The organism is Arcobacter iocasae, assembly GCF_042214795.1.
Classification (GTDB): domain Bacteria; phylum Campylobacterota; class Campylobacteria; order Campylobacterales; family Arcobacteraceae; genus Arcobacter; species Arcobacter iocasae.
Genome location: NZ_CP090177.1, coordinates 279,485 through 292,508 on the forward strand (window position 1 = coordinate 279,485; position 13,024 = coordinate 292,508).

Consider the following 13,024-nt stretch of genomic DNA (forward strand, 5'->3'; position numbering starts at 1 on the left):
TTTATTTATATACTTCCATACATTTAAAAAATAAGGAAAGAAAAATGAAATTAAATAGAAAATTAGCAGTATTAGCGATATTAGGAATGACTGGATTATTTGCAAATGGAGTTAGCAATGTAAATACATTAGTAAATAAAATTAACAATACAGAAGATGTAAAAGCAAGAGGTACCTTATTAAAAGAGCTTGATAAAGAACTTTCAAATATGGATAAAAAACAACTTCCAGCTGCACAAGAAATTGTAAACAGCAAACTTAAATTTTCAAAAGTACTTGAAAAATAATGTTAAATTATTTATATAAAAATTATTTAGCTATTAAAAATAGTTGGGTAATTTATATTTTTTAAAATATATTACTTAAATATCTTATTTCCCAAAAAACCAACCAAATGAAAACACCAAATTTGGTGTTTTCACCTCATTTTATGCCAAGAGTTCCAATGCATTATTTTGATTTATATTTCCCTGACTTTTTATGAAAGAACCACTTAAAGATGAGATATTGTTTTTATCGAAATCTAGACTCTCTTTTTTATAATCAACATTTTGGGATAAAGGATTTTTTGTCATATTAGAAAATTTATTAAGTAAATTATCTATTTCATATTTAATATTCTTTTTTCTTATCTCATCTGAAGTCATATTAATTTGAAGCATTTTAACTTTTAAAGAATCTAAAATTTTGGATTCTTCTGACATACCCTTTAAATTATCACTTAATTTTATGCTATCACTATCATTGTTTTTATCAATTATTACACTATTTACTCTTATTTGATCTGATGTAGTTAAGTTAGCATTATGAATAGATGTGTTTAATGACATATCATTATTTTGCAAAGCAACTAATGTTTTTTGAGCATCTAAAGTCACAATATCTCCTAATCAAATTTATAAGATAATTATAACATTGAGAAATTAGAATCGCGTTAGAAAATTTTTAATTAATAAATCAAATAATTACTATTTTAGCTAATAATAAGAAAGTGCAATATAAAAATATCTCTCTATTTAGATAATTTCTTTTCCATAAACCACATAAAAGAAAACATCAAGCCAGGTGTTTTCGCTTTACTTTCATCATAAATAAACTCTTTATACTCATCAATTGGAAGATACATAGTCTCTATTTGTTCATCATGGATTCCTCCACCATTATGGGTTTTCATACTATCACTTATTTGGGCATAGTATAAGTTTTGTTTACCACCACTTACTCCTACATTTGTATAAAAAGAGGTAATTTTTTCTATATTTTCTAAAGGAACATCATATCCACACTCTTCGTCTATCTCTTCTTTTACAATCATTTCCAAAGAAATATCTTTGTCAATAATCCCAGCACAAAGTTCATAAGTACATAAATTTGATTTATCATTTAAATAAACAGGTGCTCTGAACTGTTTTACTAATAAAAAAGCATTTTTATCTATATTGTAAAGTAAGACAGCAACAGAATCGAAGCTTTTAACTGCTTCCCAAGTTTTATCTATTCCATTTTGATTATATGTTATTTTCACAGGATGGACAAATTTTGTATCTTCTAAAATAGAAGTTTTAAAATTTTTAATTATATTATTCATTTATTAGCCTTTATTCATTTATTTTATTCAAAATTTATTTAAAAAAAGTAAATATATAGTAGAATAAATTTAAATAATAATTTTTTAAGGTTAAAAATGCAACTAAAATACATAGGACCAAAACCAATAATTTCTGAACATGGGATAAGTTTCAAAGATGGGAAAGAAGACAAATATGTGTATATACAAACGGCAATTGAAATTTTAAATGCAATCAATCATGAATATGTGCAAGGTAAAATATATAAATATGATGCCCAAATTTCAAAACCAAGCGATGAAGAAATAGAAAATATCATTATAGGATATAAGCCTGAATTGAGACAAACTATTGAAAAAGAGATTACTTCATACAAACAATACTTAAAAGAAGAGATTGAAAATACTCCAATTTCTCATCCTTTATTAAATAAAGATGAATTAACGGCTTTGCAAAACAATTTAAAAATCATGCATGAATATAGAATACAAAGAAGTATAAATAAAATCTGCTATATGCATATCATAGAGATAATAGCAAACATAATAAAAGAGCACAAAATAAAAGATATAAGTTCACCTTTTAATGAGAAGTTTTGGCATGTAATGCAAACTATTCAAGGACAACTATCTAATAAAAGAAATTATGTTGAGACTCAAATAAAAGAGAATAAAAATGGCACCATAGAATTAAGTATGAAGTTTTAGGAGCCTCTTTATTTTGCAACAGATTTAAAATCAATAAAAAATGTAGAACCTTCATTTTTCTTTGATTTTAATGAAACCTTTAGTTCATACTCTTTACAAACTCCATTTACGATATCTAGTCCTATTCCAAATCCACCTTCAAAATTTTCACCTCTTTTGTATCTTTTGAAAATCTCTTCTTGATCTTTTTGATCAATCCCTATTCCAAAATCTTGAACAGAAAAAATAGTGCCTTTTAGTTTTACAGTTATTTGTGTATCTTTATTTGAATATTTAATTGCATTTGAAATAAGATTATTTACTATTTTTTGTGTTTTTGTTTTATCCATAAAGATATCACATTTTTCAAGCTCTAAATTTATCTTAATACCTTTTGTAATAGCAATATCTTGAAAAAACTCAACACTTTCAGTAATCAACTCAGCAAAATCAATACTAACATCTAAAAAAACATCTTGTTCACTAAAAGCACTATAATGCATGTCATTATATAATTGCGAGATTTGTTTGGCACTGCTTATGATATACTTTAGCATCTTTTCAGTATTTCTACCTTGTTTTAAAGCAGAGGTTGAAGTCATCAAAACTGCAATTGGAGTATTTAATTCATGGGCAGAATCTTTTATAAACTTGTCCATTTGTTCAACTTTTTCTCGAACAGGTTTCAAAAGTAATTTAGCAAGTAAATAACCAATACATCCAATAAAACAAGTTGCCAATAAAAGAATTATACTTATATATATTTTTAACTTTTGGGTTTCACTAATTAATTGATTTGTTTCAATTACAATATATTTAATATCAATCTTTTCATCATGCTGTTCTTCAAGTTTTGCCACATGAAAAGAGTGACTCTCATTATGAGAAGCTTCTTTATTAAAATTTATCTTACTATTTTCAAGTTGAGAATAAATTATTTTTCCTTTTTTATCAAAAAGCCCATATTTTAGATTCTCATTTTTTAAATTTGTAGGAATAAAAGGTTTCTTTTCCATATATGCATTTAAAATATTTGCTTTTAGCATATTTCCAGCACTTTTCATTTCGATTGAACATTGACGATCGACCATATCAATCTCTTTTTTATAATATGAAAGTAATAAAATAAAAAGAATTAAAACTGTTGAGCCTATATATATAAAAAGGAAACTAAATAAGGCTTTTTTTTCATTTTTGTTCAAACTTGTACCCTATTCCTCTTATAGTTTCTATTTTATCTTTTCCCAAAATTTCTCGAAGATTTTTAATATAAACCCTAATAGTTGCATCAGTTGGTTGCTCATCATATTGCCAAATATTTTGTAATAATTCATCTGAGGAGATAACTCTATTGGAGTGTGTTATAAAGTATTTTAAGATTTCTTTTTCTTTTTGAGCTACTCTTATTTTTTTGCCATTTGCTATAACTAAAGATTCAGAAGGCAAAAAAGAGATATTATCATCAATTTTCATTTCATCAATTTTTCCAAGAGAAAAGTATCTACAAAGCTTATTTATTCTTTGTTCTAACTCTTCTAAATCAAAAGGTTTTTTAATATAATCATCACTTCCAAGTTCAAAAGCAGTTTTTAAATGCTTTGTATCTTGGTATGCAGTGATGATTATAATAGGAGTTTGACTTTTATAGTCATTTCTAATATATTTTAAAACATCAAGGCCTGACATAGTTGGAGTATTTACATCTAGTATTGCAAAATCATAAATACTTTCAATCAAGTTCTCTAAAGCATCTTCACCCTTAGTACATAAAGTTACTTCATAACCTTTATCCACTAAATAGTCATTTAAAATATCACTTAAAGCTAAGTCATCCTCTAGTAATAAAACCTTCATAATTTATAATTTTTTATTTAAAATTATCAAATACAAGTGGTGATTTGAAATCTAATGATTTTAAATGTTTCATGATAGTTTGTAAATCATCGATATTTTTTCCAGTAACTCTTATCTCATCACCTTGATTTACAGCTTTTACTTTTAATTTTAAATTTTTTATTTCCAATTGAATTTGTTTTGCTTCATCTTGTTTGATTGAATCAACGATTGCATAAACATATTTTCTATTTCCACCTGAACTATCATCTTTTTTTGCTTCATCAAGTGAGTTAATAGATAAACCTCTTTTGTTCATCTTTGAAATTAAAATATCATACATAGCGTCAACTTTATTATCACTTGAAGAGATTAAAGTAATAGTTTTAGCCCCTTGATTAAAATCGATTTCTGCTTTTAATCCTTTGAAGTCATATCTAGTTTCTATCTCTTTTTGTGATTGTATAACTGCATTTTTTAACTCTTGCATATCTAATTTTGCAGAGATATCAAATCCGTGTTCTTTTACTGCCATATTGTCTCCTATTTTAATAATTTATTTATACATTATATAAAAATTTTATGTAATGATTGTTAAGAGATTATATTTATCTCTTCTATTCTTTTACTTTTAGTTCATTTATTATTGCAAAACCAATAATTACCCATGAAATAACCATAATAGTTCCGCCAAAAGGAGTGATTATTCCAATCCAAGAAAGTTTTAATAAAACTAACAAATACAATGAACAAGAAAAAAGAATAGTACCTAAAAGAATCAAATAACCTGCAATAACGATTTGTTTTGAATTTGGTAAAAAATAAGAAATAAGTGCAACACCATAAAGTCCAATTGTATTATAAAAATGGTATTGAACACCAGTGTGAAAGATTGCCATTAAGTATTCATCAGTAGTAGCTTTTAAACCATGTGCTCCAAAAGCACCAATAGCAACTCCAAGCGCCATCATAAATGAAGCAATAACTAAAAAGTTTTTTGTGTGTTTTGTAATAAACATAATATACTCCCAAATTTTTATTGGGAAGTATATCTAAAAAAAATTAATTAACTTTTTGATTTATCTTTTGAAGCAGAGAAACCAGCACCTTTTTTCTCTTTTTTCTTTAAATCTAACTCATCTATGATCTCTTTAAAATCAACACCATCTTGGTTCATCTTTGCAAAACATGCAGCAACTACAGCAATAGCGTTTGGAACTTCTTTTTTCTTTTTATAAGCTTGTATGTTTTTTTCACTTACTTTAATAAGCGCTGTAAATTTCGGAATTGTCAATTCAGCATCCAAAAGAAGTTTTTTAAAATCTATAAAGGTCATATATTCTCCTATTTTATTAATGATGAAATTATACTAAATATATACTAAATATATATAAATTATATACTAAATATATTATATAATATCAACTTCCCAAAAAAATTCTATCCACTTATCTGCAATTTTCACTGAATAATCAGCACTTAAACAGGCAGTTGGTTTATAAAATATTGTAGCTAGTTTAAATTCTGTATGAGGAAATTTCTCTCTTAAAGTTTTTAAAATTTCTCTCATAGTTTCACCACTATCAACAATATCATCTATAACTAAAACTCTTTTTGCATGTGACACATCAGGAATATTAAAAATATTAAATGTATCTAGTTTTAACTCCCCTTCATAATGAATAGAATTAAGAGAAAAAACATTTCTCATGTTTAATGCTTGTCCCATAAGGTGAGATAATGTAAGCCCACCCCTTGCAACTGCCAACAAAATCTCAGGCTCATAATCCCTACACTTATCTACTAAAATTTGAGTATCTTCCTTGAACTCATCATATCCATAATAATATTTTTCTTGCAATTTCTAACCTCTTAATATAAAAACTAATAAAGAAATAAATGTTAAAAGAATGATTCCAATATTTATATCTTTTGTCTCTTTTTTAACTAATTTTATAATTGTATAAACAATAAAACCTGCTGATATACCATTTGTAATCGAATAAGTCAATGGCATAAGTAAAACTATAAAAAAAGCTGCTGCTGAAGTTGCAAAATCTACTTTTTCAAAATTTATTTTTCCTAGTTCACTAAACATCAATACTCCAACAACTACCAAAATAGGATAAATTGCATTTGGTGGAATAGATTTAAAAAGTGGTAACATAAACAGAGTTGTTACAAATAAAAGTGCTGTAAAAACAGCAGTTAATCCTGTTCGTCCACCAGCTTCTACACCTGAAGCACTTTCAACAAATGCTGTAGTTGTCGAAACACCCAATAAACTTCCTCCAACTGTTGCAATTGCATCTGCCTCAAGTGTTTTTTGTAAAGATTTATCATCTTTATTATTTTCTTGAAAAAGATTAGCTCTTGATCCAACTCCTGTTAAAGTACCTAAAGTATCAAACATATCAGTAACTAAAAATGTAATAATAACAGGTAAAAGTGACAAACTAATTGCACTCATAATATCTAACTGGAAAAATATTGGTGAAATAGATGCAGGAGATGAAAACAATGATGTGGGAGCTGCTCCAATACCAAACATCCATCCAACTATTGAAGTAACAAGAATAGATAAAATAAAAGCACCTTTTAAGTTATAAGCAAATAATACAAAAGTCAAGATCAAACCAAAAGTACCCAATAAAACAGTGTCTTTTGTAAAATCACCTAAAGTAACCAATGTTGCAGGACTTGCAACTATCATACCCATTTGTTTTAAACCAATAAAAGCGATAAAAGTACCAATACCTGCACTAATTGCTCTTCTTAAATTAAGTGGAATAGAAGTCATAATCCAAACTCTAAAGTTTGTAAAAGATAAAATAACAAATAAAATACCAGAAAGAAAAACTATACCTAAACCTGTTTGCCAAGGTATTTTCATACCTAAAACTAAACCGTATGAGAAGTAAGCATTTAGTCCCATACCAACACTCATAGCAATTGGAGTATTTGACCAAAGACCTGAAAAAATTGTAGCTAAAATAGTAATTAAAGCAGTGGCAGTAATAACTGCATCCATTGGAAGACCTGCGTCTGCAAGTATAAATCCATTTACTGGGACGATATACATCATCGTCAAAAATGTCGTTAACCCAGCAGTAAACTCTGTCTTGACATTTGTATTGTATTTTTTTAATTTAAAAAAACCCACATCAAATCCTATGTAATAATTTTAAAAAGAGAGAAAAGAAGAAATATTTTCTTGCTTTTTTACCCTCGAATAATATCCAAAAATGAATTATTATTTATTAAAGCAATAAAATATTACCTTATATAAAGAAAAACTTTCTATAATAACAAAAAATACAAAAGTGAAAAGATGAATATAACAAAAGATTGTGTCGAGTGTATAGTTGGACAAATAGACAAAGCAACAAAACTACTAAAACTAGATGAAACTTTAGCAAAAGAGATAAATAATGAAGTAGAAAAAAAAGCCTTAGACTTTGATTTTAAAAAGTCACCTCCCTTTGTAGCTAAAGAAGTTTATGAATACTTAGGTTTTAAAACAAATTTAAAAGATCCACTAGAAACATTAAAACAAGAATCTATCAAAAAAGCTACTACATACTTACCTCTAATAGAAGATAAAATCTTTTCAAGTGAGGATAAACTTTTTACTGCAATAAAAGCTGCAGTTGCAGGAAATGTAATTGATTTTGCTACAACAAGAGAGTTTAGCTTGGATGATGAAATAAATTCTATCTTTGAAACAGATTTTTCAATAAATGATTATAAAATATTTAAAGAGAAGTTAGAGAAAACAGACTCTTTGATTATCTTAGCAGATAATGCAGGTGAGAATGTATTTGATAAAGTATTAGTTAAAACAATAGTAAACTTATATCCAAATATTAAAATACACTATGCTACAAGAGGAAAAGCTATAATAAATGACATCACTACAAAAGAGGCTTTGCAAAGTGGTATTGACAAATATTGCCAAGTGATTAGTTCAGGAGTTGATACTCCAGGATTAGATAAAAGTAGAGCTTCAAAAGAGTTCATGGAACTATTTGACAAAACACCATTAGTGTTATCAAAAGGTATGGGTAATTTTGAGTGCTTAGAATCATACAAAGATAATAAAATCTTTTTCTTATTTAAAGTAAAATGTAATGTTGTAGCAAATACTATATCTAGAAATTTAGGAGAGATAATCTTAAAAAGAGGATGATTAAATATCCTCTTCGTTTATCTCTTCATTTAGTTCTTCACTTGTCTCTAATTCTTCAGAAGTAGTTTCGTCTAAAGATTGAACTCTTTGTTTTTCTTTTCTAAATTCTGCTCTTGCAATAATCTCTAAATAAAAAGTTTCGCAATTATCAGCTGCTGCTAAATCTATTGATTTGATAACATGAGAAAGTGGAATTTCAACTGGTGTTTCATCGCCTTTTGCAAATTTACAATCAAAAAACCAATAGTTTTTATCTTCTGGTAAAGCTTTTCTTTGTTCTCTTTTTATATATTTTCTTATCTCATTTTTTATTGATTCTACTACTCGTTCAGTTTTTTTATTTTCTACTTGTAGTTTAAAAGTTTTTTTCAAATTTTTCCTTTTTTTGCAATTATATCTAAATCTATTCTATTTGATGACAATTTTTAGTGAAATTGAGATAACATTTTGCTTATGAAACTATTAGATGATAAAGAAAAAATTTACCTTCTCGATGATAATAACTTTGATTTTCCAACTTTAAATATGATGAAAGATGATTTAATAGCTATTGGTGGTGATTTTCATCCCCAAAGAATAATCAATGCCTATCAAAATGGAATATTCCCTTGGTTCATAGATGAATACAATTACATACATTGGTTTAGTCCTAAAAAAAGAATGGTTTTATATCCAGAAGAGTTTAGACTAACTAAAAGCCTAAAAAGAGTTATTAATAACAAAGGTTTTGTAGTAAAGTCAAATGAACGATTTGAAGATGTTATAAAATCATGTGCAAATATAAAAAGAAAACACGAAGATAGCACTTGGATAAGCCATGAGTTCATACAAGCCTATACAAATCTTTTCCACCTTGAATACGCTTTTTCTATTGAGTGTTATTTAGATGAAAAACTTGTAGGTGGTCTTTATGGTTTACTCATTGGTGATGTATTTTGTGGAGAAAGTATGTTTGCCCTAGAAAAAGATGCTTCAAAAGTAGCCTTTTATCACTTATGCAACCAAGCAAAACAAAATGGTATCAAAATAATTGATTGTCAAGTTTATAATGACCATCTTGCTAGCTTGGGAGCAAAAGAGATACCTAGAGAAGAATATTTTAAAATTTTAAAAAACTAAATTATAAGATACACTCATGCCAAATCTTAGAAAAAGCACTTACTGCTTCTTCTATCTCTTCTTCTTTAAATCCACCAAACCCCATCATAAGTGCTTGCCATTCTCCACCACTTCTCTCTTTTGCATAATGAAGTTTTATTCTATTATTTCTTGATACTTCTTCTAATTTATCCCAATCAAAAGAAACTTTTGGACTAATATGTATAGCTAAACCTCCACCTTGATTTACTATTTTCATAGTGGAACCTAGTTTTTCTTCAAGTACTTTTTTCATGAGATTGTGTTTCTTTTTATTGAGGGTTCTTATTTTTCGCAAATGCCGTTCCCAATGCCCTTCACTCATAAACTTTTCTAAAGTTTTTTGAGTAAATAAACATACTCTTGATTCAAAAGTATCATTAAATTCTTTTAACAAAAGTCTTGGAACAACTAAATAACTAACTCTAATAGCAGGTGAGAGTGACTTAGAAAATGTTCCCACATAAACAACCCTATCAAAACTATCTAAACCTTGCAAAGCAGGTATTGGTCTTGTTTCATATGTTAATTCACTATCATAATCATCTTCGATAATCAAAGCTTCATTTTTTTCTGCCCAATCTAAAAGTCTCAATCTATTTGATATGGGCATAGCAACTCCCGTAGGATATTGATGTGACGGAGTAATATAAACTAATTTTGCTTTTGACTTTTCTAGTTCTTTTAAATCAATCCCATTTTTATCAACTGGTATTTTTTTTATTTTATACTCACTTGATTCAAAAACTTTTCTAGCTATATGATAACCAGGGTGTTCTATTGCTAAAGTATCATATTTCTTATTTAAAAGTCTAATTATTAATCCTAAGGAATCATCAAATCCATTGCAAACAATAACTTGGCTTGCATTACACTTTACACCTCTAGATTCTATTAAATATTTAGCAATCTCATCTCTTAAGCCATACTCCCCTTGCCCATCAGAATATCCACCAAAATCAATTGTCTCATCTATGGCTTTATTAAAAATTCTTTTCCATAATTTGAGAGGGAAAGAATCCTTTTCCAATCTTGCTGGATAAAAATTATAAATAAAATTATCAGCTTTTTGTTCATTTTCAATAACAATAATACTATCATCATTAAAATTTTTATAATTTGTATCACTTACGAAGTATCCACTTTTTGGATAACTATCAATATAACCTTCTACTACAAGTTGAGAATATGCACCTTCAACACTAGTTTTACTTAAATTATATATTACGGCAACTTTTCTTATGGATTGGAGTTTATCCCCAACTTTTAGATTATGAATTATCTCTTTTTTTATCTCTTCATATAATTGTATATGTAAAGGTGTCTTATTATTTTTATCAATAAAATACAAAACTGTCCCCTAATTATTTTAATTCATTGTCACTTGTCACAAGTACAGATAAATGATATATTATCACAAATAAAATAAAAGGCTCAAGATGAAATTAACAGCATGTCCAATGGATTGTTTTGATGCTTGTGAAGTTGTATATAAAAATGGTATTTGTAAACCAAATGATGATTATATTACAAATAAAAAGCTATGTAAAAATTTTGCATATCTTATACAAGAAAAAAATATTATTGATAAAGATTTAAATACTACATTAAAAAAAGTTGTAGCAAAATTAAAAGAACCCAATCAAAAAGTTTTGTATTATAAGGGTAGCGGTAACATGGGTGTTATGCAAAAAATTCCAATGGTTTTTTTTGAAAAAATTAGTGCTACATTTGCAAGTGGAAGTATTTGTGATGCAGGAGGAGAAGCTGGAATTGAGATGGGAAGAAAGTATAATGTAAACCCAAGTATAAAAGACCTTCAAAGTAGTGAAGTAATTTTGGTTTGGGGACGAAATCTTACACAAACATCAGCTCATATTTATAAATTGATAAAAGATAAAATATTTATTACAATTGATCCAGTAAAAACACCAATTGCTAAAAAATCTGAAGTATTTTTACAAATACCTCCAAAAGGAGATTATCTTTTAGCAAAGTTATTACAAAAAGCTTTGAATGATGAAAATATTGATATAAATGATTTAATAAAACTTAATATCACGCAAGAGCAGTTTAACCAAACAGTAGAACTATTGACTAGCAAAAAAGTATCTGTAATGCTTGGTGTTGGGGCTCAAAAATATAAAGAAGGGGCAGCTATATTTCATGAGATAGATAAGGTATGTGATAAACTAAATCTTTTCGATAAAAAAAATAGAGGTGTTTGGTACTTAGCTAACAGCGCCTATCCTTTTGATAACAAAATATCTATAAATCCTACTAAAACTTGTAGTTATGCAGATGTTAAATTTGATGATTATGATGTAGTATTTATACAAGGAGCAAATCCAGTAATATCTGCTCCAAATGCTAAATATATTGTAGAATCATTAAAAAACAGTTTTGTCATCTTTATGGGGACAACTGCAAATGAAACTTCCAAATATGCAGATATAATCATTCCTGCAAAAACATTTTTACAAAAAAAAGATATAAGACTTAGTTATGGACATGATGAAGTTATATTTTGTGAATTATGTGAAGAAAATGATTATGCCATAAGTGAATATGAGCTTACTTCTTATTTATTTAAAGAGTTTGGTTTTGAAGGGCTTCTTAGTGAAGATGAATATCTTAATTGTTTTAAAACTAAAATAAATGATAAACCAGATATAAAATTTATCGAACAAGATACAAAAAATGTAGAATTATTAGATTTAAAAGATGATGAATATTATCTTTTAACATCAAAAAATACTGATACAATAAACTCGCAATTCAAATATGATGAATATGCTTATGTTCATCCAAGCAGAGGTTTTATAGATAATCAATTAGTAACAATATCATCTAAAATTGATTCTATACAAATCAAAGTGAAAAATGATGAAAGAATTTATTCAAATTCTATATTAATCTATGCAGGTAATAAGCAAGTAAATAGACTCACCTCAAATGAAATAAGTGATTGTGGCACTAATGCAACTTTTCAAGATATAAAATTAACTGTAAGATAAAGGAGATTAAAGTGAATATAGGTATTTATATTTATGATAATGCCGAAGTTTTAGATTTTTCTGGACCTTTTGAAGTATTTTCTGTGGCTTCTAGATTTTTAGATGAGAAGGAAAAATTTAATGTTTTTTTGATAAGTGAAAAAAGCCCTACAGTAACAGCAAGGGGTAATTATAAAATTAATTCACACTATACTTTTGAAAATGTACCTCAAACTGATGTCCTAATTGTAGTTGGTGGAGTGCATACAGAAGAAGTAAAAAAAACAACTGTAATAAACTGGATAAAAGAGCAATCAAAAAATACAAAAATAGTAGCCTCTGTTTGTACAGGTGCTTTTTTATTAGCCGAGGCAAAAATTATTACAAATCATACAGTAACAACACATTGGGAAGATATTCCTGATTTAAAAAATGATTACCCTACTTTAGATGTTGTGGAAGATGTAAGATGGGTAGATGAAGAAAATATACTCACAAGTGCTGGAATTTCTGCAGGCATTGATATGAGTTTACACCTTGTTTCAAAAATAAAAAATTTAGAATTGGCAAACAAAACAGCTAAACAGATGCAATTTGACTGGGTAAAGAAATAAA

Annotated in this window: 17 protein-coding genes; 6 read left to right on the top strand and 11 right to left on the bottom strand. The window is 27.2% G+C overall.

Going from position 1 to position 13,024, the window contains the following annotated elements:
- The first annotated feature begins 44 nt into the window (after positions 1–44).
- Positions 45–287, top strand: coding sequence for a hypothetical protein (locus tag LXN10_RS01485; protein ID WP_375724195.1), 243 nt, complete (start codon positions 45–47; stop codon positions 285–287).
- 141 nt (positions 288–428) lie between these two features.
- On the opposite strand, the gene LXN10_RS01490 is transcribed toward LXN10_RS01485, so the two are convergent.
- Both LXN10_RS01490 and LXN10_RS01495 read right to left on the bottom strand, forming a co-directional pair.
- A complete protein-coding gene (locus tag LXN10_RS01490) occupies positions 429–878 on the bottom strand; it encodes a hypothetical protein (protein ID WP_375724196.1) in 450 nt (149 codons plus the stop codon).
- Positions 879–1,012: 134 nt separating this feature from the next.
- The gene (locus tag LXN10_RS01495) at positions 1,013–1,588 is read right to left on the bottom strand and encodes an NUDIX hydrolase (protein ID WP_375724197.1); all 576 of its coding nucleotides are present in this window, start codon (positions 1,586–1,588) and stop codon (positions 1,013–1,015) included.
- A 96-nt stretch (positions 1,589–1,684) separates the two neighbouring features.
- Between LXN10_RS01495 and LXN10_RS01500 the strand changes: the two genes are divergently transcribed.
- Positions 1,685–2,275, top strand: a complete 591-nt coding sequence (locus LXN10_RS01500) for a hypothetical protein (protein ID WP_375724198.1) — start codon at positions 1,685–1,687, stop codon at positions 2,273–2,275.
- Positions 2,276–2,283: 8 nt separating this feature from the next.
- On the opposite strand, the gene LXN10_RS01505 is transcribed toward LXN10_RS01500, so the two are convergent.
- From LXN10_RS01505 to LXN10_RS01535, 7 genes are all read right to left on the bottom strand, one after another.
- Positions 2,284–3,456, bottom strand: a complete 1,173-nt coding sequence (locus LXN10_RS01505) for a sensor histidine kinase (protein ID WP_375724199.1) — start codon at positions 3,454–3,456, stop codon at positions 2,284–2,286.
- Positions 3,443–4,108 (bottom strand): response regulator transcription factor, encoded by a 666-nt coding sequence (locus LXN10_RS01510; RefSeq protein ID WP_375724200.1) that lies wholly within the window; start codon positions 4,106–4,108, stop codon positions 3,443–3,445. Before LXN10_RS01510 ends, LXN10_RS01505 begins: the two co-directional genes overlap by 14 nt.
- A gap of 13 nt (positions 4,109–4,121) precedes the next feature.
- Positions 4,122–4,622: a YajQ family cyclic di-GMP-binding protein gene (locus LXN10_RS01515; RefSeq protein ID WP_375724201.1), complete on the bottom strand. Its 501-nt coding sequence runs from the start codon at positions 4,620–4,622 to the stop codon at positions 4,122–4,124.
- An 82-nt stretch (positions 4,623–4,704) separates the two neighbouring features.
- A complete protein-coding gene (locus LXN10_RS01520) occupies positions 4,705–5,106 on the bottom strand; it encodes a DUF423 domain-containing protein (protein WP_375724202.1) in 402 nt (133 codons plus the stop codon).
- 47 nt (positions 5,107–5,153) lie between these two features.
- Positions 5,154–5,423 carry a hypothetical protein gene (locus LXN10_RS01525; protein WP_013135973.1) on the bottom strand — a complete coding sequence of 90 codons (270 nt, stop codon included), beginning with the start codon at positions 5,421–5,423 and terminating at the stop codon, positions 5,154–5,156.
- 75 nt (positions 5,424–5,498) lie between these two features.
- Positions 5,499–5,948 carry a phosphoribosyltransferase gene (locus LXN10_RS01530; protein ID WP_375724203.1) on the bottom strand — a complete coding sequence of 150 codons (450 nt, stop codon included), beginning with the start codon at positions 5,946–5,948 and terminating at the stop codon, positions 5,499–5,501.
- 3 nt (positions 5,949–5,951) lie between these two features.
- The gene (locus LXN10_RS01535; protein WP_375724204.1) at positions 5,952–7,250 is read right to left on the bottom strand and encodes an NCS2 family permease; all 1,299 of its coding nucleotides are present in this window, start codon (positions 7,248–7,250) and stop codon (positions 5,952–5,954) included.
- Positions 7,251–7,418: 168 nt separating this feature from the next.
- Here LXN10_RS01535 and LXN10_RS01540 point away from each other — a divergent pair, with 168 nt between their 5' ends.
- Positions 7,419–8,276: a damage-control phosphatase ARMT1 family protein gene (locus LXN10_RS01540; protein WP_375724205.1), complete on the top strand. Its 858-nt coding sequence runs from the start codon at positions 7,419–7,421 to the stop codon at positions 8,274–8,276.
- Here the strand turns inward: LXN10_RS01540 and LXN10_RS01545 are convergent, their stop codons facing one another.
- Complete coding sequence (locus tag LXN10_RS01545) at positions 8,277–8,648, bottom strand: DUF6172 family protein (RefSeq protein WP_375724206.1); 372 nt, start codon at positions 8,646–8,648, stop codon at positions 8,277–8,279.
- An 81-nt stretch (positions 8,649–8,729) separates the two neighbouring features.
- Here LXN10_RS01545 and aat point away from each other — a divergent pair, with 81 nt between their 5' ends.
- A complete protein-coding gene (aat, locus tag LXN10_RS01550) occupies positions 8,730–9,395 on the top strand; it encodes a leucyl/phenylalanyl-tRNA--protein transferase (protein ID WP_375724207.1) in 666 nt (221 codons plus the stop codon).
- Position 9,396: 1 nt separating this feature from the next.
- Here aat and LXN10_RS01555 read toward each other — a convergent pair whose 3' ends face one another.
- The gene (locus tag LXN10_RS01555; RefSeq protein WP_375724208.1) at positions 9,397–10,764 is read right to left on the bottom strand and encodes a PLP-dependent aminotransferase family protein; all 1,368 of its coding nucleotides are present in this window, start codon (positions 10,762–10,764) and stop codon (positions 9,397–9,399) included.
- An 88-nt stretch (positions 10,765–10,852) separates the two neighbouring features.
- Here LXN10_RS01555 and LXN10_RS01560 point away from each other — a divergent pair, with 88 nt between their 5' ends.
- Both LXN10_RS01560 and LXN10_RS01565 read left to right on the top strand, forming a co-directional pair.
- Positions 10,853–12,430 carry a molybdopterin-dependent oxidoreductase gene (locus LXN10_RS01560; RefSeq protein WP_375724209.1) on the top strand — a complete coding sequence of 526 codons (1,578 nt, stop codon included), beginning with the start codon at positions 10,853–10,855 and terminating at the stop codon, positions 12,428–12,430.
- 11 nt (positions 12,431–12,441) lie between these two features.
- Positions 12,442–13,023: a DJ-1/PfpI family protein gene (locus LXN10_RS01565; RefSeq protein ID WP_375724210.1), complete on the top strand. Its 582-nt coding sequence runs from the start codon at positions 12,442–12,444 to the stop codon at positions 13,021–13,023.
- Position 13,024: the final 1 nt, after the last annotated feature.

What these genes read in the sequence shown, in the direction of transcription:
- LXN10_RS01515 (WP_375724201.1), bottom strand. Translation starts at nt 4,622, where the DNA reads ATGGCAGTAAAAGAACACGGATTTGATATCTCTGCAAAATTAGATATG.
- LXN10_RS01510 (WP_375724200.1), bottom strand. Translation starts at nt 4,108, where the DNA reads ATGAAGGTTTTATTACTAGAGGATGACTTAGCTTTAAGTGATATTTTA.
- LXN10_RS01495 (WP_375724197.1), bottom strand. Translation starts at nt 1,588, where the DNA reads ATGAATAATATAATTAAAAATTTTAAAACTTCTATTTTAGAAGATACA.
- LXN10_RS01500 (WP_375724198.1), top strand. Translation starts at nt 1,685, where the DNA reads ATGCAACTAAAATACATAGGACCAAAACCAATAATTTCTGAACATGGG.
- LXN10_RS01485 (WP_375724195.1), top strand. Translation starts at nt 45, where the DNA reads ATGAAATTAAATAGAAAATTAGCAGTATTAGCGATATTAGGAATGACT.
- LXN10_RS01525 (WP_013135973.1), bottom strand. Translation starts at nt 5,423, where the DNA reads ATGACCTTTATAGATTTTAAAAAACTTCTTTTGGATGCTGAATTGACA.
- LXN10_RS01540 (WP_375724205.1), top strand. Translation starts at nt 7,419, where the DNA reads ATGAATATAACAAAAGATTGTGTCGAGTGTATAGTTGGACAAATAGAC.
- aat (WP_375724207.1), top strand. Translation starts at nt 8,730, where the DNA reads ATGAAACTATTAGATGATAAAGAAAAAATTTACCTTCTCGATGATAAT.
- LXN10_RS01560 (WP_375724209.1), top strand. Translation starts at nt 10,853, where the DNA reads ATGAAATTAACAGCATGTCCAATGGATTGTTTTGATGCTTGTGAAGTT.
- LXN10_RS01520 (WP_375724202.1), bottom strand. Translation starts at nt 5,106, where the DNA reads ATGTTTATTACAAAACACACAAAAAACTTTTTAGTTATTGCTTCATTT.